General features: G+C 62.8%; 21 protein-coding genes and 1 riboswitch. Of the genes, 17 read left to right on the forward strand and 4 right to left on the reverse strand.

The features are described from left to right. Nucleotides 1–462 precede the first annotated feature (462 nt). From Q0K23_RS02755 to Q0K23_RS02780, 6 genes are all read left to right on the forward strand, one after another. Nucleotides 463–2,073 (forward strand): CTP synthase, encoded by a 1,611-nt coding sequence (locus Q0K23_RS02755; RefSeq protein WP_294517593.1) that lies wholly within the window; start codon nucleotides 463–465, stop codon nucleotides 2,071–2,073. Between the two features lie 370 nt (nucleotides 2,074–2,443). After that, complete coding sequence (locus Q0K23_RS02760) at nucleotides 2,444–3,127, forward strand: DUF2461 domain-containing protein (protein ID WP_294517595.1); 684 nt, start codon at nucleotides 2,444–2,446, stop codon at nucleotides 3,125–3,127. A gap of 113 nt (nucleotides 3,128–3,240) precedes the next feature. Continuing rightward, on the forward strand, nucleotides 3,241–3,960 hold the full coding sequence (locus tag Q0K23_RS02765) for a polysaccharide deacetylase family protein (RefSeq protein WP_294517597.1): 720 nt from the start codon (nucleotides 3,241–3,243) through the stop codon (nucleotides 3,958–3,960). Nucleotides 3,961–4,169: 209 nt separating this feature from the next. Next, nucleotides 4,170–4,811, forward strand: coding sequence for a transcriptional regulator (locus tag Q0K23_RS02770; RefSeq protein ID WP_294517599.1), 642 nt, complete (start codon nucleotides 4,170–4,172; stop codon nucleotides 4,809–4,811). Nucleotides 4,812–4,851: 40 nt separating this feature from the next. Further along, on the forward strand, nucleotides 4,852–6,270 hold the full coding sequence (locus Q0K23_RS02775) for a M20 family metallopeptidase (protein WP_367179030.1): 1,419 nt from the start codon (nucleotides 4,852–4,854) through the stop codon (nucleotides 6,268–6,270). Between the two features lie 136 nt (nucleotides 6,271–6,406). Further along, a complete protein-coding gene (locus tag Q0K23_RS02780; RefSeq protein WP_294517602.1) occupies nucleotides 6,407–7,117 on the forward strand; it encodes a hypothetical protein in 711 nt (236 codons plus the stop codon). A 57-nt stretch (nucleotides 7,118–7,174) separates the two neighbouring features. On the opposite strand, the gene Q0K23_RS02785 is transcribed toward Q0K23_RS02780, so the two are convergent. From Q0K23_RS02785 to Q0K23_RS02800, 4 genes are all read right to left on the reverse strand, one after another. Next, on the reverse strand, nucleotides 7,175–8,584 hold the full coding sequence (locus Q0K23_RS02785) for a sodium-dependent transporter (RefSeq protein WP_294517604.1): 1,410 nt from the start codon (nucleotides 8,582–8,584) through the stop codon (nucleotides 7,175–7,177). A gap of 315 nt (nucleotides 8,585–8,899) precedes the next feature. Beyond that, nucleotides 8,900–9,919 carry a hypothetical protein gene (locus Q0K23_RS02790; protein WP_294517606.1) on the reverse strand — a complete coding sequence of 340 codons (1,020 nt, stop codon included), beginning with the start codon at nucleotides 9,917–9,919 and terminating at the stop codon, nucleotides 8,900–8,902. 18 nt (nucleotides 9,920–9,937) lie between these two features. Then, the gene (locus tag Q0K23_RS02795) at nucleotides 9,938–11,380 is read right to left on the reverse strand and encodes an MBOAT family protein (RefSeq protein WP_294517608.1); all 1,443 of its coding nucleotides are present in this window, start codon (nucleotides 11,378–11,380) and stop codon (nucleotides 9,938–9,940) included. A gap of 56 nt (nucleotides 11,381–11,436) precedes the next feature. Beyond that, entirely contained in the window at nucleotides 11,437–12,510 is a 1,074-nt protein-coding gene (locus Q0K23_RS02800; protein WP_294517610.1) for an acyltransferase, read from the reverse strand. Nucleotides 12,511–12,702: 192 nt separating this feature from the next. Here Q0K23_RS02800 and Q0K23_RS02805 point away from each other — a divergent pair, with 192 nt between their 5' ends. The 11 genes from Q0K23_RS02805 to deoC all read left to right on the forward strand — a co-directional run bounded on the left by Q0K23_RS02805 (nucleotide 12,703) and on the right by deoC (nucleotide 26,088). Beyond that, nucleotides 12,703–13,242 (forward strand): hypothetical protein, encoded by a 540-nt coding sequence (locus Q0K23_RS02805; RefSeq protein WP_294517612.1) that lies wholly within the window; start codon nucleotides 12,703–12,705, stop codon nucleotides 13,240–13,242. A gap of 76 nt (nucleotides 13,243–13,318) precedes the next feature. Beyond that, on the forward strand, nucleotides 13,319–13,966 hold the full coding sequence (locus Q0K23_RS02810; RefSeq protein WP_294517614.1) for a single-stranded DNA-binding protein: 648 nt from the start codon (nucleotides 13,319–13,321) through the stop codon (nucleotides 13,964–13,966). Nucleotides 13,967–14,322: 356 nt separating this feature from the next. Then, nucleotides 14,323–16,185 (forward strand): LTA synthase family protein, encoded by a 1,863-nt coding sequence (locus tag Q0K23_RS02815; protein WP_294517616.1) that lies wholly within the window; start codon nucleotides 14,323–14,325, stop codon nucleotides 16,183–16,185. Between the two features lie 150 nt (nucleotides 16,186–16,335). Beyond that, nucleotides 16,336–16,530, forward strand: coding sequence for an alpha/beta-type small acid-soluble spore protein (locus Q0K23_RS02820; protein ID WP_294517618.1), 195 nt, complete (start codon nucleotides 16,336–16,338; stop codon nucleotides 16,528–16,530). A gap of 313 nt (nucleotides 16,531–16,843) precedes the next feature. Beyond that, nucleotides 16,844–17,587, forward strand: a complete 744-nt coding sequence (locus tag Q0K23_RS02825) for a LytTR family DNA-binding domain-containing protein (RefSeq protein WP_294517620.1) — start codon at nucleotides 16,844–16,846, stop codon at nucleotides 17,585–17,587. Further along, nucleotides 17,581–18,903 carry a GHKL domain-containing protein gene (locus Q0K23_RS02830; RefSeq protein WP_294517621.1) on the forward strand — a complete coding sequence of 441 codons (1,323 nt, stop codon included), beginning with the start codon at nucleotides 17,581–17,583 and terminating at the stop codon, nucleotides 18,901–18,903. The genes Q0K23_RS02825 and Q0K23_RS02830 overlap by 7 nt, the downstream gene beginning before the upstream one ends. Nucleotides 18,904–19,189: 286 nt before the next feature. After that, on the forward strand, nucleotides 19,190–22,168 hold the full coding sequence (locus Q0K23_RS02835) for a glycoside hydrolase family 3 protein (protein ID WP_294517623.1): 2,979 nt from the start codon (nucleotides 19,190–19,192) through the stop codon (nucleotides 22,166–22,168). Between the two features lie 15 nt (nucleotides 22,169–22,183). After that, nucleotides 22,184–23,821 carry a bacterial Ig-like domain-containing protein gene (locus tag Q0K23_RS02840; protein WP_294517625.1) on the forward strand — a complete coding sequence of 546 codons (1,638 nt, stop codon included), beginning with the start codon at nucleotides 22,184–22,186 and terminating at the stop codon, nucleotides 23,819–23,821. 280 nt (nucleotides 23,822–24,101) lie between these two features. Continuing rightward, the gene (locus Q0K23_RS02845; RefSeq protein ID WP_294517627.1) at nucleotides 24,102–24,905 is read left to right on the forward strand and encodes a histidinol-phosphatase HisJ family protein; all 804 of its coding nucleotides are present in this window, start codon (nucleotides 24,102–24,104) and stop codon (nucleotides 24,903–24,905) included. A gap of 65 nt (nucleotides 24,906–24,970) precedes the next feature. Then, nucleotides 24,971–25,237, forward strand: coding sequence for an HPr family phosphocarrier protein (locus Q0K23_RS02850; RefSeq protein ID WP_294517629.1), 267 nt, complete (start codon nucleotides 24,971–24,973; stop codon nucleotides 25,235–25,237). Nucleotides 25,238–25,398: 161 nt separating this feature from the next. Further along, nucleotides 25,399–26,088, forward strand: a complete 690-nt coding sequence (deoC, locus tag Q0K23_RS02855; protein ID WP_294517706.1) for a deoxyribose-phosphate aldolase — start codon at nucleotides 25,399–25,401, stop codon at nucleotides 26,086–26,088. A gap of 310 nt (nucleotides 26,089–26,398) precedes the next feature. Then, nucleotides 26,399–26,580: riboswitch (cobalamin riboswitch) on the forward strand. Nucleotides 26,581–26,623 lie beyond the last annotated feature (43 nt).

A 26,623-nucleotide genomic window follows, 5' to 3' on the forward strand; every position in this document is an offset into this window, starting at 1 on the left:
TGTTCATACTCCTTTGTTGCCTGTCTGTTGTACCCAGTATACCGGGAAAAGCGAAAGAGAGGCTTTGCATCCCCTTACGATTTCCTTAAGACTTGCGCAAGGAGGCGTAAACAAAGCGGGGTCAGGTCTATTGTGCCATACATGACAGTGGGCCTCCACCAGGGCGGCGTATGGTATGGGTGGAGCTCTGGTAAAGGAAAGAAAAATTCCGCCTGCCATCTTGACGGCAGCGGGGGAGAGCGAGTAAAATAACATGTACCAGACGAGAGCGGACAGCCTGGGTACAGCGTACCAAGGCTGTTCTTGCTTTTTGCGCAAGTACAGGGTTTTTGGCCTCTGGGGGCCAGAAACCCTGAATGTTTTCCCGCGGAGCGGGAATAAAAAACGGAGAATGAGAGAAAAAACAGGGACAAGGGCGTCCCGGGACAATGGGGTCCCATCCATTGATGGGAGGAATATAACATGGCAGTGAAGTACATCTTTGTCACCGGCGGCGTGGTCTCCGGGCTGGGTAAGGGCATCGCGGCGGCGTCCCTGGGGCGCCTGCTCAAGCAGCGGGGGCTGCGGGTGGCCCTCCAGAAGTTCGATCCCTATCTGAACGTGGACCCGGGCACCATGAACCCTTACCAGCACGGCGAGGTATTTGTCACCGACGACGGCGCCGAGACCGACCTGGACCTGGGCCACTACGAGCGCTTTACTGACGAAAACCTCACCGTCAACTCCTCGGTCACCTCGGGCAAGGTGTACTGGACCGTGCTGAGCCGGGAGCGGAGCGGCGACTATCTGGGCGGCACCATCCAGGTCATCCCCCACATCACCGACGAGATCAAGAACCGGATCTACCGGGTGGGCCGGTCGGGCATGGCGGACGTGGTCATCACCGAGATCGGCGGCACCGTGGGCGACATCGAGTCCCAGCCCTTCCTGGAGGCCATCCGTCAGGTGGGCCAGGAGGTGGGCCGGCAGGACGTGATGTACCTCCACGTGTCCCTGATCGTGTCCATCCCGGGCACCGGCGAGCTCAAGAGCAAGCCCACCCAGCACTCGGTGAAGGAGCTGCTGGGCCTGGGCATCCAGCCCGACGTGATCCTGGCCCGGAGCGACAGCCCTGTGCCCCGCGACCTGCAGGAGAAGATCGCCCTGTTCTGCAACATTGCCCCGGAGAACGTGATCCCCAACCTGACCGCCCCCATCCTCTACGAGGTGCCCCTCATGCTGGAGGCGGAGGGACTGGCCCGGGCGGTGTGCCGCCGGCTGAGCCTGACCGATATCTCCCCCGACCTGACCGAGTGGCAGGCCATGGTGGAGCGGGCCAAGCACCCCACGGGCACTGTGCGCATCGCCCTGGTGGGCAAGTATGTGGCCCTCCACGACGCCTATCTGTCGGTGGCTGAGGCCCTGACCCACGGCGGCATTGAGAACGACGTGAAGGTGGACATCAAGTGGGTGGACGCAGAGCACGTCACCGACGAGAACGCGGCCGATCAGCTGAAGGACTGCGACGGCATTCTGGTGCCCGGCGGCTTCGGCAGCCGGGGTGTGGAGGGCAAGATCTCCGCCATCCGGTATGCCCGGGAGCACAATGTGCCCTTCTTTGGCATCTGCCTGGGCATGCAGATGGCGGTGGTGGAGTTTGCCCGCCACGTGGCCGGCCTCACCGGCGCCCATTCCGCCGAGCTGGACCCGGTCACTCCCTACCCTGTCATCGCCCTGATGGACGAGCAGCGGAACGTGACCGAGAAGGGCGGCACCATGCGCCTGGGGGCCTACCCCTGCCGCCTGAAGGAGGAGAACACCAAGATCCGCCAGGCCTATGGCCAGGAGATGATCTCCGAGCGGCACCGCCACCGCTATGAGTTCAACAACGAGTACCGGGAGACCCTGACGGCCAAGGGACTGGTGCTCTCCGGCCTGTCCCCGGACGGCAGCCTGGTGGAGACCGTGGAGCTGCCCGGTCACCCCTGGTTCGTGGGCGTGCAGTACCACCCGGAGTTCAAGAGCCGTCCCAACAAGGCCCACCCCCTGTTCCGGGCGTTTGTGGCCGCGGCGAAGGAAAAGCAGAAGTGCTGAGATGCGGACGCGGGACGGCTCGTGTCATCCCCGAGCGGTTCCGGCGGAGCCGGGAGCGAGTGGGGACATAAGATGAGGCGGCATGCCGCCTCCCGTCCCAACAAGGCCTACCCCCTGTTCCGGGCATTTGTGGCCGCGGCGAAGGAAAAGCAGAAGTGCTGAGATGCGGACGCGGGACGGCTCGTGTCATCCCCGAGCGGTTCCGGCGGAGCCGGGAGCGAGTGGGGACATAAGATGAGGCGGCATGCCGCCTCCCGTCCCAACAAGGCCCACCCCCTGTTCCGGGCGTTTGTGGCTGCGGCCAAGGCAGGGAAGTAATCATAATATAAATTATGTAAATTGACTGCGGCGAAGAGAAAGGAGAACGCCTGTGTTCCAGGGCTTCAGCGACGAGACGATAGATTTTATGTGGGGCATCCGCTTCAACAACGAAAAGGCCTGGTTTGAGGCCCACAAGGAGGAATACCTCACCTATTTCTACAACCCCATGCGGGAACTGGGGCGGCAGGTGTTTGACGGCATGACGCAGCGGCACGGGGACCTGGGGCTGGTGCTCAAGGTGTCCCGCATCTACCGGGACGCCCGGCGGCTCCACGGACGGGGGCCCTACAAGGACCACCTGTGGCTGTCCATAGAGCGTCCAGGATGCGAGCAGTGGACCGGCCGTCCCACCTTCTGGTTTGAACTGGGGCCGGAGGCGTGGAGCTACGGACTGGGCTACTGGTGCGCCAGCGCCCTGACCATGGCCAAGTTCCGCGCCCGGCTGGACCGGGACCCCAAGCCCTTTGAGAAGCTGGCCCGGGCCTTCGATAAGCAGGACCTGTTCGTGCTGGAGGGGGAGGAGTACAAGCGGCCCAAGGGGCAGACCACCCCGCTGCTGGCGCCCTGGTACAACCGGAAGGGGCTGGTGCTCTCCCGGGAGTGCTCCAACGGCGGCGTGCTCTTCACGCCGGAGCTGCCCGACGTACTGCTGGAGGGCTTTGAGTGGCTGCTGCCCTACTACCGGTATTTCCTCACCCTGGAAGGAGACCAGGACCCCAGGGACGGACAGTAAAAAGAAAAAATTGCATCACAAAAAAAGCCCGCTGCCGCACATACTGTCTCTGAACGGACAGAAAGGCGGCGGACGGGATGGAATACAGGCGGAAAAGGCAGAGATTCGCTCTGATGAGCGGCGCGGCGGTCCTGGCGCTGGCCCTTTTGGCGGGGGCGGCGCTGAGGGCCGCTTTGCCTGCCGCCGTCACGGCGGAGGCGGAGGTGCCCCTGCTGCCTGAGGATGGGGAGCAGAAGCTTATCGCCCTCACCTTTGACGACGGACCCCGGCGCTCCACCACCACCGCCCTGCTGGACGGCCTGGCGGAACGGGGGGTCCACGCCACCTTTTTCCTCATCGGCGCCCAGGTGGAGGGAAATGAGGACGTGGTCCGGCGCATGGAGGCGGAGGGGCACCAGGTGGGCATCCACACCTACGACCACGTGGCGCTCACCGGGCTGAACCGGGCGGACTTTGACGCCCAGGTGGGCCGCACCAGAGCGCTGCTCTCCACTGTGCTGGGCCACGGGGACTTCCTTCTCCGGCCGCCCTACGGCATGACGGACGCCTCGGTGAAGGCCTGGGCGGAGTGCCCCATCATCATCTGGTCCATCGATCCGGAGGACTGGCGGGATCAGAACACCCCCCGTGAGGTGGAGGAGGTGGTGTCCCAGGCCAGGGACGGGGCAATCATTCTCATGCATGACATCTTCCCTGCCTCGGTGGACGCGGCGCTCCAGATCGTGGACCGGCTCCACGCCCAGGGCTATCTGTTTGTCACCGTGGAGGAGCTGTTTGCCGCCCGGCACATTTCGCTGGAGCCGGGAAAGAGCTACTCCAACGCCTATCCATAGGCAAGGGAACCGTTTTCAGGCCTGATACCGCCCGGTTTTCCGGCGGCGTCAGGCCTGTTTTTGCCTCAGAAACACCCGGCAGCCGGACGCGGCGGGGCGGCCTGCAAATCCCTTGCTTTTTCCCGCCTCCGGAGGTACAATATTGATACTTTAGCTATGCAATACGGCAGGCTGGCCGGCGTCCCGGATCTCCGGAGGGAGGAACTGCAATGACACGGGAAGAAGCTTTTGAATTTCTGGATCGGACCGCCCGGGGCATTGCGGAGATGTTCGGCAGCTCCTGCGAGACCCTGGTCCACGATATGGGGGACCCCACCCACCCCATCCTGTCCATCTATAACGGACATATCTCCGGGCGGACCGTTGGCTCCACCATGGACATCCTGGGCACCGACCTGGCCCTGGATGAGACCGCCCTGGTGACCGACTTCGTCAATCTGTACGCCACCACCCCCAGCGGCCAGCAGATCAAGAGCAGTACCTTCCACCTGATCGGGGACGGGTACAATCTGGCCCTGGGCATCAATTTTGACTACACCTCTCTGGTGTACGCAAACCGGATCCTGGTGGACCTGATGAGCGCCGAGGCAGACCTCCAGAGCGCCATGTGGCGGGGCGGAGACAGCCAGCTCTCCGCCATCTTTGACGAGTGCCTCAGCGTTGTGGGCAAGCCGGTGTCCGCCCTGACCAAAAAGGACCGGATGAAGATCATTGCCCTGCTGGATCAGAAAAACGCCTTTTCCTTCCGCAAGTCGGTGCCCTTTGTGGCCCGGCGGCTCCAGGTGTCCCGGTACACGGTGTACAAATACCTGGGAGAGCTGACCGGCGGCGGGGAGGAAGAGGAGAAATAGAGCTCATACCCGGCCAGGCCGGAGAGAAGGAGGAAATTTCATGATGAAATACGAGGAGCAGATCCGTGCCTATTTTGACGACCCCGCCAAGCAGCGGGAACTGGTGGCGGCGGTGTGCCGTCTGGTGTCCGTCCGCAGCGTGAAGGGGGAGGCCCAGCCGGGCATGCCCTTCGGCGAGGGCCCTGCCCGGGCGCTGGACGAGGCCCTGAAGCTGTGCGATGAGCTGGGCTTTGCCACCAGGAACCACGACGGCTACGTGGGCACCGCCGAGCTCAACGACAAGGACACCATCCTCCACATCCTGGCCCACATGGACGTGGTGGGCGAGGGCAAGGGCTGGGATACCGACCCCTACGGCCCGGTGGAGAAGGACGGCGTGCTCTACGGCCGGGGCGTGGCCGACGACAAGGGCCCCGCTGTGGCGGCCCTGTTCGCCATGAAGTGCGTGAAGGACCTGGGCCTGCCTCTGAACCACTCCGCCCGCATGATCCTGGGCACCGACGAGGAGTCCGGCTCCGAGGACATCGCCCACTACTACGCCACCGAGCCCTACGCCAAGTACACCTTCTCCCCCGACGCGGATTTCCCCGTCATCAACATCGAGAAGGGCCACTACCACCCCGACTTCGGCAGCACCTGGGCCAAGTCCGAGGTCCTGCCCCGGGTGACCGGGCTGAAGGGCGGCTTCCGCACCAACGTGGTGCCGCCGGAGTCCCAGGCCCTGGTGGTGGGCGTGTCCGCCGCCGACCTGGAGGCCGCCGCCCAGCAGACCGCCGCGGAGACCGGCGCCACCTTCACCCTGGAGGCGGCGGAAGAGGGGACCCTCATCCTCTGCGCGGGCAAGAACGCCCACGCCGCCAGCCCTGACGGCGGCAACAACGCCATCACCGCCCTGCTGACCCTGCTGGACCGTCTGCCTCTGGCCGACTGCAGCAGCACCGCCGCCATCAAGTCCATGCACACCCTCTTCCCCCACGGGGATACCCGCGGCAAGGCCCTGGGCATCGCCCAGGCCGACGAGCTGTCCGGCCCCCTGACCCTGAACCTGGCCCTCATGACCCTGGATGAGACCGGCTTCAGCGCCAAGTTCGACGTGCGCTTCCCCATCTGCGCCAACGAGGACAACTGCAAGAAGGCCTGCGAGGCCTCCTTCGCCGCCCGCGGCATCACCGTCACCGGCGACGGGGACATGACCAGCGTCCACCACACCGACGCCAACTCCCCCTTTGTCCGCACCCTGCTGGCCTGCTATGAGAACTACACCGGCGTGAAGGACGCCAAGCCCCTGGCCATCGGCGGCGGCACCTATGTCCACGACATCCCCGGCGGCGTGGCCTTCGGCTGCGAGCTGCCCGGCGCCGATCCCCGCATGCACGGTCCCAACGAGCGCATCCCTGTGGCCGACCTGGTGCTCTCCTGCAAGATCTTTGCCCAGGCCATCGCCGAGCTGTGCGGCTGACCGCTGCCCAGGACGACCTGCCGGGCCGATTCCCTTTCCCCGCGCATAGACAGAGCGGAGTCGTTCCGGCCTGCCTGAAGCGCCGGAACCTCCCTCTGGATGTCTGTGTCACATACAGAGAATGGAGGAACTGAGAATGAAGAAACTGCGCAAGCTCACACTGCTCACCCTGGCCCTGTCCCTTGTCCTGTGCCTGACCGCCTGCGGCCTTTTGGGCGGAGGCGTCACCAAGCAGGACGCGGTGGACTACGTCAAGGCCCAGATGGACGTGATCTACAAGGGCGAGTACCAGGAGTACCTGAAGCTGGTGACCGACTCCAGTGAGGAGGAGTGCCAGCAGGCATATGATGACAAGATGCTCAACGAGGCCCAGTATCTGATGAGCAGCCTGGGCATCGAGTATCCCACCGACGAGCTGACTGCCCGCTTTGCCGAGGCCTACCGCCAGATCTTCGCCAAGGCGGACTACACCGTCCAGGAGGCCAGCAGGATGGACGACGGCAGCTACTCCGTCAAGGTGACGGTGCGGCCCATCGACATCATCGACCAGCTCAACGACGCCTACCCCGCCTTCTCCGAGACCTTTGAGGCCAAGTACGCCGACGTGGACATTGACTCCATGACGGACGAAGCGTATTCGGACTGGTATGTCAATACCTACGACGCCGACTACGGCCAGGGCCTGGCCGACCTGCTGGAGTCCCTGATCCCCTCTCTGGGCTACATGGACGAGACCTCCATCCTGGTGCAGGTCCAGCCTGACGAGGAAGGCTACTACTACCTGAGCGAGGACGACTTTACCAATCTGGACTGGCTGGTGGTCTACTACGACAGCCTGGGTTCCTGAATTGAAACAAAAGCGGCAGTCCGGTTTTAACCGGACTGCCGCTTTTTTCTGTACGTCTCAGGAGAAGAGGGCCATGAAAGAGGCGCCGAACTTGTTCCAGTAGCCCATGACAAAGATGATGAGCACCAGCAGGGGCAGCACATAGCGGAAGTAGGGACGGAACCGGGCGGGGAAGCGGATGCCGTCGCCTGCGTCCGCCTCGGCCAGGAAATTGTCCCAGCCCCAGCCCTGCCTGGAGACGCAGAAGAGCAGATACACCAGGCTGCCCAGGGGGAGCAGGTTGTCCGACAGGACAAAGTCCTCCAGATCCATGACCACGCTGCCGTCCCCGAAGGGCTGGAAGCCGGACCACAGGTTGAAGCCCAGCAGGCAGGGCAGGCTGAGGATGATGATGACCACCAGGTTCACCAGTACCGACTTTTTGTGGCTCCACCCCCACTTGTCCATGGGGAAGGAGATGATGTTCTGGAATACGGCGATGACCGTGGACAGGGCGGCGAAGGACATGAACACGAAGAACAGCGCGCCCCACAGCCGGCCCAGAGGCATGGAGTTGAACACGTTGGGCAGGGTGAGGAAGATCAGGTTGGGGCCGCTGTCGGGCTGGATGCCGAAGGCGAAGGCGGAGGGGAAGATGACCAGACCCACCACAAAGGCCACAAAGGTGTCCAGGATGCCCACGTTGATGGCCTCGCCCATGAGGCGGTGCTCCTTGCCGATGTAGCTGCCGAAGATGGCCATGGCGCCGATGCCCAGGGACAGGGTGAAGAAGGACTGCCCCATGGCGGCAAAGATGGCCTCGCCCAGGATGAAGTTGCCGTTGGCGTCGTACATCAGGTTGTGAAAGTTGGGCTTGAGGTAGAACTCCAGGCCCTGGACCGCGTTCTCCAGGGTGACCGACCGGACCACCAGCACGATCAGGATGGCCAGCAGCAGCACCATCATCACCTTGGTGATCTTCTCCACGCCGTCCTGAAGGCCCAGGGAACACACGCCCATGCCGATGAGTACCACAATGATCATGAAGATGAGCATGAGCCCCGGGTTGGACAGCATGCCGTAGTAGATGTCCTGGACGGCCTGGGGGTCAGCGCCCACAAAGTCGCCCTTGGCCATCTTGATGCAGTAGAGGATCATCCAGCCGGCCACTGTGGTGTAGAACATCATCAGCATGTAGTTGCCCGCCATGCCGAACCAGCTGTACCAGTGCCACTTGGTGCCCTTGGGCTCCAGCTTGTGGAAACTGGTGGCGATACTCTGGCGGCTGGCGCGGCCCACAGAGAACTCCATGGCCATGATGGGCAGGCCCAGAATCACCAGAAATACCAGGTAGATGAGCACAAAGGCGGCGCCGCCGTACTTGCCCACAATGTAGGGAAAGCGCCACACGTTTCCCAAACCGATGGCACATCCCGCCGAAATGAGCACAAAGCCCAGACGGGAGGCAAAGGTCTCTCTCTCCTTCACAGGAAATCCTCCTTACATCTTTATGAAAGATATTGTGAAAACAGACACCGGATTATCATAGTGCATTTATCGGGGAAAGTCAATCTTCAGACAGGACGATTAGGGGGAAACCAGGGAATCAGGACGAGATATCTGCAAAATATTTTAAACCGGCGGGACGAAATTTCCGGAGGGCCTAGAGAACAGTTTTGTATGCTTATGCCGCCGGTTTGAATATAGAAATAAGAGCAGGCGCGTTGGAATGTTCCAATGCGCCTGCTTTGTACTGGTTAGCTTTAGCGTAACGACGCCCCCCAGCTCAGCCGGGGGTCCTGACTACTGCGCCAGATAGTCCTGCCACCACTGTGCCGATTCCTGCCAGTGGGCGGTGTTGGCGGAGGTCTGCTTCCGGGGGACCAGGCCCACATCATCAGTCAGGTACTCCCCCAGCCAGGCGGAGAAGACGGCCGCGCCGTCCTGGTTCAGGTGGCCGCCGTCGTAGAGGTGGAGGGTGGGCACCAGCCCGATCTCCTCAAACATCTCGCTCCAGTTGCAGAAGATCACGTTCTCGTCCAGAGCCTGGATTTCCCGGCCGATGCGCTCGTAGGTCTCCTGGGTGCAGCGGGTGTAGGTGGGGTTGAAGGTGATGATGGGAGTGGCCCCATGCTCCTGGCACAGGTCCAGAATTTTGCCCAGCCAGGACAGGTTGGAGGCGTAGTCCTCGTCCGAGATCTCCCGGTCGGCCACATAGGGTTCGACTCCCACCCCCTCCTTCACCTCGTCGATGGCGGTGTACCCCTTCAGATAGTCCCGCTGGATGGGGAACAGGGCCCGCTTCACGTCCCCAGGGCGGATCTCCGACCAGCGTCCGTGGTAGAACCACAGGTCAAAGAGCAGCCCGGTGCGCAGGTCCGGCTCGGCGGCGGTGAAGATGGCCCCCAGCTTGTTGAGGGAGAAGGGCATCAGGTCGATGTTGAGCTGGGTGTAGTTCTGGTACTGTGCGAAGAAGAGAGAGGTGGCCTCCAGCACCACCGCGGAGGGGGACTGGGTCTTGAAGACCTCCTTCAGGTACCAGTAGGTGATGGACAGGGTCTGCTCCGAGCCGCCCATCACGTACCCCGTCAGGCCGGAGCTGCCGTAGATGACGGAGGGGTTGAAGTCGCAGTAGGCGTAGGAGCTGCCCAGGTAGATGACGTCCAGGCTGTCCTCCGGCTCGGCCCGGAAGGAGCTCCAGGTGGAGCCGTAGTCCGTGTGGGCGGGGCGGAGCACGTCGGAGGCGAAGTTGAGCAGCAGAGCGGTGATGAGCAGGAAAACCGCGGCCAGCGGCAGTTCCCTGCGGAGAAAACGAGATTTCAAGCCGGGTCCTCCTTCCGGTCAGAAGCTGAAGCCATAGATAAAAGACTGGGCGTCGTACCCTGCGCCGTAGCTGCCCAGCACCACGCAGGAGAAGAGCAGGAACCACAGCGCCAGCCACCGCGCCGGGCGGGGGGCGGAGAGGTAGTCGGCGGTGATGTCGTGGTTGACCGACCGCAGGTCCACGACCAGCAGTACCACCAGCCCGAAGAGGGCCGCCAGCAGCTCCCAACGGTCCAGACCCATGCTGGTGAAGACCCACAGGGGCCCGTGGAGCATGCCGGACAGAATGTCCAGCCCGGTGGACACCGATCCGGCCTTGAAGAACACAAAGGCCGCTGTGGCCAGCAGGAAGGTGCAGAAAATCTGCCACAGCCGCAGGGGCCAGCCGTCCTCTTTCAGATGGAGGGCGCTGTGGACCTTGCCCCGGAGAGGGGCGGTGACGCCGCCGATGACCTGATACAGGCCGTTGAGCAGTCCCCACACCACAAAGGTCATGGCCGCGCCGTGCCACAGCCCGCTGACGGCAAAGACGATGAGCACGTTCAGGTACTTCCGGGCCGTGCCCCGCCGGGAGCCGCCCAGGGGGATATAGAGGTAGTCCCGGAACCAGAAGGACAGGGACATGTGCCACCGCCGCCAGAACTCCGCGATGGAGCGGGAGAAGAAGGGGGTGCGGAAGTTCTCTATCAGGGAGAAGCCCATGGCCCGGGCGGTGCCCAGGGCCATGTCGGAGTAGGAGGAGAAGTCACAGTAGAGCTGGAGGGAGAAGGCCACGGCGGCCCCCGCCAGCTGGAGGGCGCCGAAGTCCTGGGGCGCGGTAAAGATGGTGTTCACCAGCACGGCCAGCCGGTCAGCCAGCACCAGCTTCTTGAATGCGCCCCACAGGAACCGGAACAGTCCGGCCCGGAACTCGTCCCAGTCGAACCGGTGCTCCGAGCGGAACTGGGGCAGCAGCTGGTCCGCCCGGGCAATGGGGCCGGAGACGATGTGGGGGAAGAAGGAGAGAAACAGGGCGTAGAGGAGCAGATCCCGCTCCGCCGGAACCTTGCCCCGGTACACGTCGATGACGTACCCCATGGCCTGGAACAGGTAGAAGGAGATGCCCACGGGCATCAGGATGTCCAGCACCGGGGCCGAGAAGGAGAAGCCCAGAGCGCCCAGGCCCCGCCCTACCAGGGACAGGGCGAAGTTCAGGTACTTGAACACGAACAGCAGCAGGCCCAGGATCACCAGGCAGGCCGCCAGGGCGCCCTTGCTTTTCTTCCGCTCCAGCAGCCGCCCGGTCAGGTAGGATGCGGCGATGGTGAAGAGCAGAAAGGTGAGATATACTGGCTTGGCGCACAGGTAGAAGAACCAGCTGGCCAGCAGCAGCCAGGGGTTGCGGGCCCGCTGAGGCAGCAGGAAAAAGACCAGCGCCGTCACGGGAAAGAAGCAGAAGAACTGCGGCGTGAGGAAGGTCACGGAGTCACCGCCTTTTCAAAAAGTAGGTACTATTTTAGCCGATATAGCGGGGAAAGTCAATTTACCGGCGTGCCGCGACCCGTACGGAGGCGACCGATGACACGCCCACCCGCCCGGAAGATCAGGCTGCGCACATAGTCCACGCCGATGCCCGCGATAAAGATGGCCAGACCGATGGCCAGGGCTCCGGCCAGGCACAGGGGCGTGGAGAGTTGGGCCAGAAATGCGGTCCGGCCCGCCAGCAGGTGGGACCACACAAGCGGGTGGGTGTGGAGCAGGTACACGCCGAAGGACAGGGGCGCGCAGAAGGACATCACCCGGGCTATGGGAGCGGGCAGGGCAGGCATACGGCACAGGGCCAGGAACAGGCACAGGGCGGCCAGAAGGATGAGGGGAGAGGTGTAGGACAGGAGGATCCCCCATTTAAAAAAGGCACCGGGCTGGGATACGCCGAAGGTCTTGCCCGCCAGGGCGAGCAGAGAGAATCCCGCATATCCGGCCAGCAGCAGCCAGGGCTGGGGCAGGCGGGCGGGGGGATGGAGCCGCAGGTATCCGCCCAGCAGGTAGAGCACCGCCAGCCAGGCCACGCTGTACCCGCCCCGGGTGGAGAAAATCTCCTCCGGGGAGATGAAATCGGCCAGGGAAAAGACAGCAATCAGCGCCAGAACCAGCCGTTTGGCAGAAGCAGGGGACAGGGCGGTGAGGGCGCTGTCCAGGAAGGGCATCAGCAGGAAAAGGGCGAAATAGGCGCTGAAATACCAGTAGGTGCCGTTGAGCACCGGAAAAAAGGGCGCGATCATGTCCCGGACACGGAGAGAGCCGGGGTCAAGCAGGCCGAACAGGACCGTGAGCGCGGCGGAGTAAAACGCCGCCTGGAGCCAGAGGGCGCCCAGCCGGGAGAGGGGGTGCCTCCGTCCCACGCCCAGGTAACCGCTGAGCAGGCCGTAGCAGTTCACCGCGCAGGAGCACAGGGCCTCCAGGCTCCAGAGGGCCCACCAGCGGAGGGAGCCGGGCGGCAGGGCGGAGAGCAGGCCGCCCACGCCGGAGATGTGGAGCAGGACCACCATCAGCATGGACCCGTTGCGCAGGACGTCCGGGCCGGAGAGCCGGGCATTGGTGGATGGGGACAAGAATATCGCCTCCCTGACGTAGATCTGTCATGTTCTGCGGAGGTAGCTGCTCTCATCATAGGGAGGGCGAGGGAGAATGTCAAGCCCCGGGCCATACAGCAAAGCTTTAACTTATTTTAATAAAACACCTATGGAAGAAATAAGATTACTCTGCTATGCTTGGCGGTACCTGGGAGAAGGAGGATATTGTCCATGGAATTGCTGCTCAACATACTGCGCGTCATTCTGGCCCTGCTGGCCGCGGCGGCGGTGGGGACGCTGATTTTCTTCAAGCTGACCGCCGGCCTCCGGGACAGCCGCCGCCGCTGGGCGGAAAAGCGGGTGGGGCAGGGGGAGCGGAAGGCCCTGCTCCTGTACCAGCCCTCCAACGCCAGGCGCAACGTGCCCCAGGCGGAGGCGCTGGCCGCCCGCCTGGCGGAGATGGGCTATGCCGTGACGGTGAACCACCCCTCGGAGGACCTGCCCTATGCGCCCGGAGACTACGACCTGCTGGTGTTCGGCACCCCCGTCTACCTGGGGGAGACCGCCCGGCCGCTGCGCCGGTATCTGGAGACCCACCCCTTCACTGGCAAGCGGGTGCTGCTGTATGTGGACGGCCTGGACCTGGAGCACGCCCCTGAGCTGGAGCCGCTGAAGGAGCTGGTGCCCCCGGGCAATGAGCTCCACGCCGTCAAGGTGGCGCCCCGGGACCGGGCGGGACTGCTGGCCTTTGCCGCGGAATACGGAGGCTGAGGGCGTGGTCATAGTGAGGGACAAACCTGCATATATATCTCACATCCTGAGAAACGACACGGGAGTGTGGATTGGTATGCAGACAGACTGGAACGAGAACCATGCCTTCCTGCGGGGCGAGGCGGTGGCGGCGCCTGTGGTCTCCCACGAGAACCGGGGCGTCACCTACTGGACCTTCCCCCTGCGGGTGGAGCGGCTGTCCGGCGCGGAGGACCGGCTCAACGTGGTGGTCTCCGCCGGGCAGCTGGAGCAGTGCCCGGTGACGCCGGGGACAGAGTTGGAGATCGAGGGGGAGGTCCGCTCCTTCAACAACAAGAGCGGCCGGGGCAGCCGGCTGGTCATCACCCTCTTTGCCCGCAGCCTGCGCCGGGCGGAGGGGGAGCACGCCAACGACCTGTCCCTGGCCGGGGTGCTGTGCAAGCCGCCGGTGCTCCGCCGAACTCCGCTTGGCCGGGACATCTGCGACCTGATGCTGGCGGTGAACCGCCGGTACGGCCGGGCGGACTACCTGCCCTGCATCGTGTGGGGTTCCCTGGCCCAGCGGTGCGCCTCCCTCAGCGTGGGGGACGGCGTACGGCTGGAGGGCCGGCTTCAGAGCCGGCAGTACATCAAGGTGGAGAACGGACAGAACCTGACCCGCACCGCCTTTGAGGTGTCGGTGATGAAGCTGGAGCCGGCGGGAGCGGCTATCCTGCCGGAGCAGACTCAACAGGCGTCCCTCTGACCGCAGAACAGAGACGGTCTCCCCGCTGTGGGAGACCGTCTCAGCATGTCGAAAAATCTCTGTTCAAACGCGATGGCCTGGATTGCGGCGGGGGAGTTCGAGGGGGCAGCCGCCCGCCTCGAATGGAATCGAATGCCCCGCAAGCCTTGCGATGCAAGGGTTGCGGCGAGCAGAGCGAGGACTTTTGTACCGCTGTACGGTACAAAAGTAACGGCATTTTTCAGGCTGTCGAAAAAGTTCTTGGACTTTTTCGACAGCCTGAGACGGTCTCCCCGCTGTGGGAGACCGTCTTTGACAGAATCTGATTCTTACGCTATAATAACATCTTACATCCTTTTGCGGGGGAAATCGTACAAATGAACCAACTGCTGAGACGAGAGAGAACATATGGGGCGGGGACAGAGTCGGAAGCGCGCTGTGCCGTACTCCCGGACAGCCGCCGGTGGGCGGTGCTGCTGGCGGTGCTGCTGCTGACGCCCTTTACCGCGGTGTGGCTGATGCAGCTGGCCTACGGCGTGCCGCCGTGGGCCATGCCGCTACCTGCGGCAGCGGCCAATGCCCTCTGTATCGCCCTGCTCTACTGGCCGCTGTGCGGCCTGACCGGGCAGGTAAGGCGCTGCTGCTGCGGCATCCACATCGCGGCGGGCGCCTGGGGCGCGGCCAACTATTTTGTCAACCTCTTCCGGGGCACGCCCATCCTGCCCTGGGACTTCTCTGCCCTGGGTACCGCAGCCGACGTGGCGGGGAGCTACCGCTTTGTCCCCACCTGGCAGATGTGCCTGGCGGCTGCCCTGGCCGCGGCACTGGTGTGGGGACTGAGACGGAAGCAGGTGCGGAGCAAGCTGCGGCTGACGGGCTGGAAGGCCCGGCTGGGGGTGGCCTGCGCCGGGCTGGCCTGCCTGTTTTTCCTGCTTCCCACCAGTCGGCTGGGAGAGCTGGGGGTGGTCACCGACGTGTGGGACCCTGCCGGGTCCTACCGCGCCAGCGGCTGCCTGGCCACCTTCCTGCGCAACACCGAGTTCCTGGAGGTGGACAAGCCGGCGGACACCTCGCCGGAGGGCGTGGACCGGCTCATGTCCCAGGCGTCTGGCCCGACAGGAACGGCGGCCGTCCCGGAGCGGCCCAACGTGATCGCCATTATGAACGAGTCCTGGGCGGATTTTGAGTTCTTCGGCAATCTGGACCTGAGCGAGAGCGTGGTGGACTATGTCAGCACTCTGGACAACGGGGTATTCGGCCACGCCTATACCTCCGTGTTTGGCGCGGGCACCAGCGCCAGCGAGTTTGAATTTCTCACCGGCAACTCCATGGCCTTTCTCCCCTCCGGCAGCATCCCCTATCAGCAGTATGTGCTGGAGCCCACCTATTCCCTGGCATCCCTGCTCAAGGAGCAGGGGTACAGCACCCTGGCCTTTCACCCGGGCACCCGCACCTCCTGGCAGCGGGACCGGGCCTATCCCCTGCTGGGCTTTGACAGCTTCAAATGCGGCGACGATATGGCCGTGCCCCAGACTATGGAGCACGGCTATGTGAGCGACCAGTCGGACTTCGAGCAGGTCATATGGGAGCTGGAGCACAAGGAGGCGGACAAACCCCTGTTCCTTTTCAACGTCACCATTCAGAACCACGGCAGCTACACCGTGGAGGACTACCCGGCGGAGGTGACGGTGGCCGACGAGCCGGGGAAGTACCCCATGGCGGAGCAGTACCTCACCCTGGCCAACAAGAGCGACCAGGCCTTCCGCACGCTGATCGAGTACCTCTCCCAGCTGGACGAGCCCACCATTTTAGTCATGTTCGGCGACCATCAGCCCTCGGTGGAGCAGGAATTCCTGGACAAGGCCTACGGCGTCACCCAGGGGGAGATGACCATGGAGCAGTACATGGGCAAATACCAGGTGCCCTTTGTGGTTTGGGCCAACTATCCCCTTCCGGAGGAGGTGCCCCAGGTGACCAGTCTGAACTTTCTGGCCCTGTACGTGCTGCGCTGCGCCGGGCTGGAGGGCACGGCCTGGGACAATTTCCTCTGGGACGTGCAGGAGCAGCTGCCTGCCATGACCTTTGTGGGGTACACGGACACCAGCGGCCACGCGTACAGCCACCTGGAGCAGAATGAGTATACCGGCCTGATCGAGCAGTACCGGCAGGTGCAGTACAACAACCTCTTCGGCGGCCGGGACCGGCGGGAGCAGTATTTTTCCCTGAGAGCGGGGCAATAAACAGGGGAGCGCGCCGCGCATTTTAAAATGAAACAGGGCGTGTGCTGCAAAAATTTGGCGCAAGCGGGGGCGAATATAAAAATCTCACGGGGCAAAGCTATGTTCGGATTCTCAATCCAACAAACTTAAACACAAGGAGATGCACAAGCTATGACCAGTTCCAACAAGGCTGTTGTCCCCAGCGCCCGTGAGGCTCTCGACAAGTTCAAGATGGAGGCCGCCTCCGAGGTGGGCGTCAACCTGAAGCAGGGCTACAACGGTGACCTGACCTCCCGTGAGGCCGGCTCCGTGGGCGGCCAGATGGTCAAGAAGATGATCCAGGCCTACGAGAACGGCATGCAGTAACCCCTGGGCCATCCGGACCGGAAGACCCCGGACGGTGCTCTGAAAAAGGCGAGGCGCGCGGTGTATGCCGCGCGCCTCGCCTTTTTTCCAGCCGGCCGTTTCCAGGACGGCGTGGGGCGGAAATGGCGGGATTTCGCGGACAAAAACATAAAAAACATGCCACTTTTTGGCGAAAATAACAAAAAACGTTGACGAAGTTGGGCGATTAGTATATTATAATATCAATTGTAAACTGATTTTGAGGCCGCCTTCCTGGAGACGGGCTCTCCGACACAAGGCATATGGGGGGATCCCTGTGGTAAGGATTGGGATCGTGGATGACGAAAAAGAGGCCAGAGAGCAGCTGCGGGCCGCGATCAGACGGTTTGAAGAAGAGTACCAGGTGGAGTTCGAGATACAGGAGTTTGACAGCGCGCAGGCCTACCTGGCCGACCCGAACAACGACTGCGACATCCTATACATGGACATCGACATGCCCAAAATGACAGGGATGGAGCTGGCCGAGCGGATCCGGGAGACGAACGGAGAGATCATCCTGATCTTCTGCACCAATCTGGAGCAGTTCGCCCTGAACGGGTACAGCGTCTCCGCCCTGGGCTTTCTGGTAAAGCCGGTGCAGTGGTACCCCCTCCGGCTGTACCTGGAACGGGCGCTGAAGGTGATAGAGAAGCGGACCCGGCGGGCACAGCAGCCGGAGATGAGGCGGATCGTGATCAAGGACGGGACAGTCTCGAAGGTGGTGGACGCGGCGTCCATCCGGTATGTGGAGGTCCAGCAGCACTATCTTTTTTACCACATGCAGGGCGATTCGGCCGGCCGGGACACCGTGGTCAAGACCCGCGGGACCATGCAGGAGGCCACCGATCTGCTGGTGCCCCGGGGATTTGTGCGCTGCAGCTCCAGCTTTCTGGTCAATCTGGAGCATATCACGGCGGTGAGCCGCATGAACGTCTACCTGGGGGAGGAGGCCCTGCCCTTGGGGAGGACGTACAAGGACGCATTCACCAGGGAATTTTCCCGTTTTCTGGCGAAAAAGGGATGGGGTGATCCGTGTTGATCCTGGACTTTCTCCTCCGCTGGCAGATCGAGATAGGAATGCTGGGCGCGACCTGCCTGTTTGTGCCGTGGAACCGGCGCAGGCCCCATTTCCTCTTCCGCGCCGTACTGGGGGTGGGCCTCCTGTTCGCGGTCGCCTACCTGGAGTCCGCCCTCATGAAGGACGGGTGGAGGAGCGCCTTGCCCACCTATGTCATCTCCCTGCTGCTGGATACAGCTCTCCTGGTCCTTCTGATCTGGCGGAGCTTTGACTGCAGCCCCGTCCACGCCATGTTCTCCGCCACCTGCGCCTACGCGGTGCAGCACATGACCAGCAAGCTGGCCTACATGGACGTGATGAGCCTGCTGCACCGCGGCCCCATCCAGAAGTGGTATCCCCTGCTGCTGCTGCTGCTGGCCAACGTCCTGGTGTGCGTGCCCATCTTTTTGGGCTTTACCCGCCGCTTTTTCAAAGAGGGACAGCTCATGTTCGACCGGCGCAAGACAGTGATCTACTCCGGACTGTTCCTCTTTGTGGCGGTCTACCTCAGCTCTTTGCTGGAGCAGAATCTGGACACATCGGCCCCCACCTATCTCACCAGCTATCTGGCCCTCAACGCCTTCTGCGTGCTCTTCGCTGTGGCCGTGCTGTCCATGGAGTTCTCCAATTGCAGCATGAAGCGGCTGGAGAGTGAGAACCTGATCCTGGAGCAGATGCTGGAGAACGACAGGCAGCAGTACGAGCTGGCCAAACAGGAGATGGAGAAGATCAATATCCGCTACCACGACCTCAAGCAGCAGTATTCCCGGGCCCCGGATGAGGAGCGGGCCAAGCTGGAGCAGGAGATGGAGGCCATCCGGCTGCGCTACTACACAGGGAACAAGGCTCTGGACATCGTCCTCACCCAGAAATCCGGCCTGTGCGAGCAGGCGGGCATCCAGTTGGTGTGCTCGGTGGACGGCAGCTGCCTGTCCGGCATGACCCACTACCACATCTACTCCATGCTGGGCAACGCCATCGACAACGCCATGGAGTGCCTGGCCAAGGTGGAGGACAAGGAGAAGAAGGTGATCAACCTGTCCATCTGCCGCCGGGCGGATATGGCGGTCATCTGTGTGGAGAATTATACGCCCGTTCCGCCGGTGGTGCGGGACGGTGCTCTGGTCACCACCAAGCAGGATGCGGCCTCCCACGGATACGGCACAAAGAGCATAAAAAGTATCGCCGAGCTGTACGGCGGGACCGCCGATTATTTCGTGGAAGAAGAAATTTTTTATTTGCTGATTACGATTCCGTGCGCGGGAACGGTTGCCCGAACCGACCGCGCAGCGTGCTGAATCGGAGCCAGGAGACGAGTATCCCCCCCATGGATATGGGGGGATATTTTTTTCACCTCTGCTGATTGCGACGCATTTTTTGACAATGGTGCCAGAGCGATTGACGCTCCGGGAGAATCTCAATATCATGGTCGTATCAAGGCAAAGAGAGGAAACGTTTCCGACCCGGCCGCACCCCGCAAGAGGCGCGGCCACCCCGGGCCGGAACCCTCCGAAAACGGGCGGTGCACAGCCCGCTTTCAGAGGGGTTCGGCCATGTTCCAAACGTGTTAAGGAGGTCAAATTGATGGCACGAAAGGCAACCACAAAAAAGTCCCAGCGCTGGCTCGGACTGGCTGGTGCAGCAATCCTGATCGCAAACCTTACTTTGACCGGGACTGCCGTCGCGTTCCAGCAGGAGGGCGAGATCAACCACGCGCTGGGCATTGAGGGCTCCGGCGCTACCTACGGCGGAACCGAGTTCACGGACGACGGTTCCCTGTCGGACGAGGGCTATGCCAAGTACATTGAAGCTGCCTACGACTTCTGCGAGCAGGAAGAGGAAGAGGGCAGCGTCCTGCTCTATAACAAGGACAACGCTCTGCCCCTGTCGGAGGACGAGCGGAACGTGACCGCCTTCGGCCGCGGCAGCGTGGACCCTGTGTTCCGGAGCACCGCCGGCGGCTCCTCCACCAACAAGGAGTATCAGCAGACCCCGGTGGACGCCCTGAAGGGCGCCGGCTTCAACGTCAACCAGACGGTGCTGGACGCCTACTCCTCCGCTGAGGACCCCGGCGCCCGCAGCGTGTCCCACGTGGGCGAGTATGACCCCGCCGTCTACACCGACAGCGTTCAGGCTTCCTTTGACGACTACAGCGATGTGGCCTTTGTCACCCTCTCCCGCTTCGCCACTGAGGGCAACGACCTGGCCATGGTCAACGACAAGGGCGCCCGGATGCTGGAGCTGGACGAGGACGAGCGGGCCATCTTCCAGATGATCAAGGACTCCGGCAAGTTCGACAAGGTCGTTGTGATCCTCAACTCTGTGTTCGCCATGGAGCTGGACTGGCTGGAGGAGTACGACGTGGACGCCGTGCTGTGGGTGGGCAACCCCGGCTTCTACGGCATGCCCGGCGCCGTCCGTGTGATCACCGGCGAGGTCAACCCCTCCGGCCACACGGTGGATACCTTTGCCGCCAACTCCCTGTCCGCCCCCTCCGCCGAGAACTTCGGCCTGCACTCCTATGACTACGGCAGCAAGACGCCCCGGGCGGCCGGCGACAGCTTCGTGACCTACAACGAGGGCATCTACGTGGGCTACAAGTACTACGAGACCCGGTATGAGGACACCGTTCTGGGCCAGGGCAACGCCAGCTCCTCCGTGGGCGCCAAGGCGTCCACCGACGGCTGGAACTACGCCGAGGAGGTCTGCTTCCCCTTCGGCTTCGGCCTGTCCTACACCACCTACGAGTACACCATGGACAGCCTGGTGTATGACGCCGACGCCGACACCTTCACCGCCACTGTCACCGTGGCCAACACCGGCGACATGGACGGCAAGGCCAGCGTCCAGCTCTACTTCCAGAGCCCCTACACCGACTACGACAAGGAGAACGGCATCGAGAAGGCCTCCATCCAGCTGCTGGCCTACGACAAGGTTGACGTGGCGGCCGGCGCCTCCGAGACCGTCACCCTGGAGGTGCCCGGTTACTTCCTGGCCTCCTATGACGCCAACAACGCCAAGGGCTACATCCTGGATGCCGGCGACTACTACTTCGCCGTCGGCAACGGCGCCCACGAGGCCCTGAACAACGTTCTGGCCCTCAAGTGCGGCGACGAGGTGAGCGGCAAGCTGGTGGACCAGGACGGCAACGTGGTCACCGGCAACACCGCCGCGGCCGCCAAGTGGACCTCCACCAACGCCACCGTGGACACCGAGAAGTACCGTCAGTCCCGCTACGACAGCAGCGTCACCGTCACCAACACCTTTGACGACGCCGACATCAACTACTGGGTCAACGACGACGAGAAGGTCACCTACCTGTCCCGCAGCGCCTGGGACACCACCTACCCCGTGACCGTTGAGACCATCACCGTCAACGACAAGCTCTACGACGGCCTCAACATGCAGTTCTACACCAAGGCTGATGACGCCAAGAGCGTCTCCGACTTCCAGCTGGGCGTGACGCTGGACGAGAAGATCGACTTCATCGACATGAAGGGCGTGGACTTTGACGATCCCAAGTGGGACGACTTCCTCTCCCAGCTCACCCTCAGCGAGCTGCTCATCAACATGGGCGACTCCAAGGGCATCAAGGCCGTGAAGGCCGTCAACAAGCCCGGCTGCACCATCGTGGACGGCCCCGAGGGCATGAACGGCCAGTTCAAGTACGGCGACCGCCGCAACTGCACCGGCTGGGCCACCCTGCCCATCGTGGCGGCCTCCTGGGACCATGACCTGCAGTACCGCTTCGGCCAGATGTACGGCGAGGACGCTCTGTACGCCTCCATCCCCATTGCCTACGCCCCCGGCTGCGATATCCACCGTTCCCCCTACTCCGGCCGCAGCTCCGAGTACTTCTCCGAGGACGCGATGCTCACCTACTACGCCGCTGCCAATGTCTCTGAGGGCATGCGCAGCAAGGGCCTGATCGGCACCATCAAGCACTTCTTCCTCAACGAGCAGGAGGCCGGCCGTCAGGGCATCTCCACCTTTGCCAACGAGCAGTCCATCCGCGAGATCTACATGCGGGCCTTTGAGGGCTCCCTGTCCAGCAGCAACGGCGAGCAGGACGGCAGCAAGTCCCTGGGCGTGATGACCGCCTACAACCGTATCGGCGTGATGTACGCCGCGGCCAGCCAGGGCATCCAGCACATCCTGCGGGACGAGTGGAACTACGGCGGCTACATCATCGACGACGCTCTGACCGCTTCCGAGTACTCCTCCGCTCCTGAAATGCTGATGGCGGGCAACAACATCTTCTGTCTGGATACCGCCCGTCCCACTCAGATCGAGGAGCTGATCACCTCCACCGACGACGGCGACCTGCTGGAGAAGGTGCTGGAGTCCAACCACTATCTCTACTACGTCATGCTCCAGTCCTCCATGGGCAACTCCTCTGCCGAGGACCTGGTGGTGAGCGACGCGATGCCCTGGTGGCAGATCATGCTTATCTCGGTGGACGCCGTGTTCTGTGCGCTGGCTGTTGCCGCTGTTGTCATGTACGTGCTGCATACCTATACCGATGTCTTTTCCCGCAGGAAAAGCTCGGCTGGGCGGAATTGACGGAGGTGGAAACTGATGCTGAAAATGGGCATAAAGAACAAGGCGGCCGGCAGCTATCTCTCTCTGGTCGCAGCTCTGGTAGCTCTGGTCACGGCAATCGTGTTCCTGGCGACCCAGGCGACGGCAGCCCCTCTGGGGCATGACGGAACCGCACCCGGCGTGGTGCTCCTGGCGGGCGTGGCCGCCGCAGTGGTGCTCTTCATCTTCCCCATTCGCTTTGGAGCACTGATCCAGGCCATCATCTACAATATCGCACTCTATCTTGTGGTCGTCCAGCTGTACTTCGTGTTTGCTGACGTGATCAACAACGTGACCTTCGCCGGCGGCAATGCGGGCCTGTGTGTGTTCTACATGATGGGCACCCTGGTCTGCTGCCTGCTGAGCGTGGTGGCCTGCTTCTTCAAGCAGACCCGGGACGAGTCCGAGGCGCAGCCCGAGGGGACCAAGTCCAGCCCTGTGGGCGCTGTGGCGCCTGCCGTGCTGCTGTGCGTCATCGCCGTGTGCGTGGGCGTGTACTTCAACATGGACGGCGGCATCAGCACGCCTGCCTCCGGCACTGAAGGCGGCGACGGCGGTGCTACCGCAGAGAATACCGAGGGTGTCAGCGTGAACTATACCGACAACACCTTCAAGGATATGTCCCTTGAGGATCTGGCTGCCATTCCCATGGAGACCTGGGAGGCCAAGGAGGCCGACGGCCAGGTGGCCTACTACTTCGAGGGCCAGTACACCGAGGGCTTCAGCACCATCGTTGATCCCGCCTGCCTGGATATGTACTGCTGCACCGACGGCTCCATGTACGGCTCCTTCAGCGGCCCCACCACTTCCGTGGGCAGCGGCACGGTGTCCTATGTGTACGGCTACTGGTACAACTACGATGAGAACGGCGAGTACAACTTCGTCATCCACATCACCGGCAACCAGGATGCCGACGGCACCCTCCGTCCCACCAACGTGGAGGGCGGCGCCGACGCGGATGTGTACATCTTCGACACCGATCACGGCGCCTACAACTGGGAGGCCAGCCTGAGCTACGGCGTGATGGGCGGCATGATCACCCGTAACATCAACATCTATGGCCAGGTGTACACCAAGGCCCAGAGCCTGACCATCGACTCCTCCGCCCTGCCCGTGTTCTACACCGGCGACAGCTTTGACGCCACCTCCCTGGTGGCCACCGCGGTCCGCGGCAACGGCGCCGAGGAGTCCATCTGGAACGGCCGTATCTCCTACAGCGGCTTTGACTCCGAGACCCCCGGCACCAAGACGGTGACGGCCAGCTTCCTGGGCGCCACTGCCACCTTCGACGTGACGGTGGAGGAGCTGGTGGCCGACACCTATACCGGCAGCTACGAGCTGGTGGTGGACGGCACGCCCACTGCCACTGAGGCCCAGATGGTGGTGGACTACTCCCACAAGACCTGCACAGTGACCAGCACCGACGGCACCCTCTCCATCAGCGGCACCGTGGAGGATTCCGCTGACGGCAGCGTGACCATCACCCTGAACGGCAGCGAGCCTATGACCGCTGTCATCACCGAGAGCGACGCCGGCACCCAGATCACCATCCCCGCCCACCAGGAGGTTGTCTCCGGCTGGGGTACCAGCGAGACCTACGAGATCGGGGAGTGCACCATGACTCTGTCCGCCTGAGGCGGGAGAGAGATCGCTCCAGAGATCTGATGCAGAATAAACTGCCCCTAAGAGCAGGGCGCGCGGTATATGCCGCGCGCCCTGCTTTTGCCGTTCAGCACAAAAGCGGAGCCGGAATCGGCCTGGTCTTCTGTTTGACGGCGCGGCGGAAGATGGGGTATACTGATAACCGATATAAAAGGATAAGACAGATGGGATACCGCGGCGTATCCGGCGTGCAGGGAAGGCATGCCGCCTGGCGGGACGGTATGCCCGGCTGCTGAGAGAGGAGTTCAGTCCCATGTTCCAGCTTTACGATATGCACACGCATACCGTGTTTTCCCCCGATTCCCAGACCCCCATGGAGGACATGGCGGAGGAGGCCATCCGCCGGGGTATCACCGGTATGGCCATTACAGATCACTATAACCCCGACTACCCCACCCTGCGTTTCCGTACCGGCCAGCCCACGGCTGAGTACCACCGGGCCATGGAGCGCCTGGCGGAGCAGTATGCCGGACGGCTGGAGGTGCTCAAGGGCGTTGAGATGGGCGTCCTGGACGGGGACACCATGGACCGCTGCCGGGCGGCGGCCAGGGATTACCACTACGACTTTATCCTCGCCTCCTTCCACTCCGACCGGGAGCGGACCTTTGACGACATGGCCCGGGACCCCTTCTCCAGGACGGAGGAGGTGTTCCGGCACTACTACGAGTACGTCCTGTCCTGCATCAAGCAGTTCAAGGACTACGACGTGCTGGCCCACCTGAATCTGGTGGACCGCTACGCGCCCTATATACCTGACGATAGCCTGTACACCGACCTGGTGGACGAGATCCTCCGCACCGCTGTGGCCGACGGCAAGGGCCTGGAGATCAATACCGCCAGCTGGCGGTACCGCATGGGGGAGCGCACCACCCCCACCGCCGCCATCCTCCGGCGCTACCGGGAGCTGGGCGGCGAGTACGTCACCGTGGGCTCGGACGCCCACACCCCCAACTGGCTGGGCGACCACCTGGGCGAGGGCTGCCAGCTGCTGCGGGACCTGGGCTGGGAATACTACACCGTGTACCGGAATAGAAAGCCCTGCCCCATCAAGCTGTGACCTGACGGCGCGTCAGCGGCGCCGGTTAAGATATGCGGAACGTACCGGAAGAAAGGGGACTGGGCATGTATTCCAAACAGATCACCATCCAGAACAGGAGCGGGCTTCACGCCCGGCCTGCCGCTGACTTTGTCAGCCAGGCGGGCAAGTTCAAGGCCAAGATCGGGGTCCAGCGTGCCGGAGAGGACGTGGTGGCCGACGGGAAATCCATCATCATGCTCCTCGCCATGGGCCTGGCCCAGGGGGAAGAGGTGATCCTCTCCGCCGACGGCGAGGACGAGAAGGAGGCCGTGGAGGCTCTGGCCGAAGTGCTGGCCAATTGCAGGACATAAATTTCCACAAATGGACTGCTGGCCTTGTAAGAGATGCCGGGGGTATGATATCCTTAATAAAGAAGTAAAAGCACGGGAAGCCGCCGCATGAGACAGGGCGCGGCGGGTATTTCGTCGCAGGAAAGGAATGAATGGCAGTGGAAATGAACAAGCACAGCAACCTGGACCCCGCGTCCCTCGCCGCCTACATCGACCACACCCTCCTCAAGCCGGAGGCCTCCGTGGCGGACATCAAGAAGGTGTGCGACGAGGCCAAAGAGCACCACTTTGCCAGCGTGTGCGTCAATCCGTCCTACATCCACTATGTGGCCGGGCAGCTGGCAGGCAGCGGCGTGACCCCCTGCTGCGTCATCGGCTTCCCCTTCGGCACCCAGACCCCCGAGGCCAAGGCCTTCGAGGCCCGGGACGCGGTGGCCAACGGCGCCCGTGAGGTGGACATGGTCATCAACGTGGGCGCCATCAAGTCGGGCGACTGGGCCCTGGTGGAGCGGGACATCGCCGGCGTGGTGGAGGCCACGGGCGGCAAGGCGGCCGTGAAGGTGATCCTGGAGACCTGCCTGCTCACCGACGAGGAGAAGGTGGAGGCCTGCAAGATCAGCAAGAAGGCGGGCGCGGCCTTTGTCAAGACCTCCACCGGCTACTCCAAGGGCGGCGCCACCGTGGAGGACGTGCGCCTCATGCGGGAGACCGTGGGCCCCGATATGGGCGTGAAGGCCTCCGGCGGCATCCGCACCTATGAGGACGCGGTGGCCATGATCGAGGCCGGCGCCAACCGCCTGGGCGCCAGCGCGGGCATCAAGATCATCGCCGGTCCTGCGGGTACGGAGAGCGCCACGGGCGCCGGTTACTGAGAAAAGCGCATAAGAACGTCATTGGGGCGGGAAAGCCGTAAAAGCGCGGCTTTCCCGCCTTTTCGCCGAAAGCGGCATCTCCGCCTCCTTGGCAGAGAAGAGAATGTGGTCCGTGGTAAAAAAAGGAGGATCTTTGGTAAAAAGAGCGGATGGTCTTGCGCTGCAGGAGCGTTTATGATATGCTAAAAAACCGGTGAGGGCCGGAGAGAATTTTGTTGAGAAGGATGAAAGCCAAGACGGTTTTTTCTTTCAAATGGTCTCCTGTCCCCGCCTTAGTCTGCCTGATCGGGCGGATTTTGGAGCGAGTTGAATAGAACAGTGCGGATGCGGTGCGGCATAAAGCCGCCTAACAGGGAAGACCGGTGAAACTCCGGCGCAGTCTTACCTCTACTGTAAGCGCGGACGAGAGCGTCAGTCCATTGGCATAGCCGAGAAGGGACGCTGGAGGGTGAAGCGCAAGCCAGGAGACCTGCCGCAGTTCGGTACGTACTCTGAGGTGGAGGGTACTGGCATACGTAAAACGCGGGCCCTTTCC

Source organism: uncultured Pseudoflavonifractor sp., assembly GCF_944387275.1.
Lineage (GTDB): Bacteria > Bacillota > Clostridia > Oscillospirales > Oscillospiraceae > Pseudoflavonifractor > Pseudoflavonifractor intestinihominis.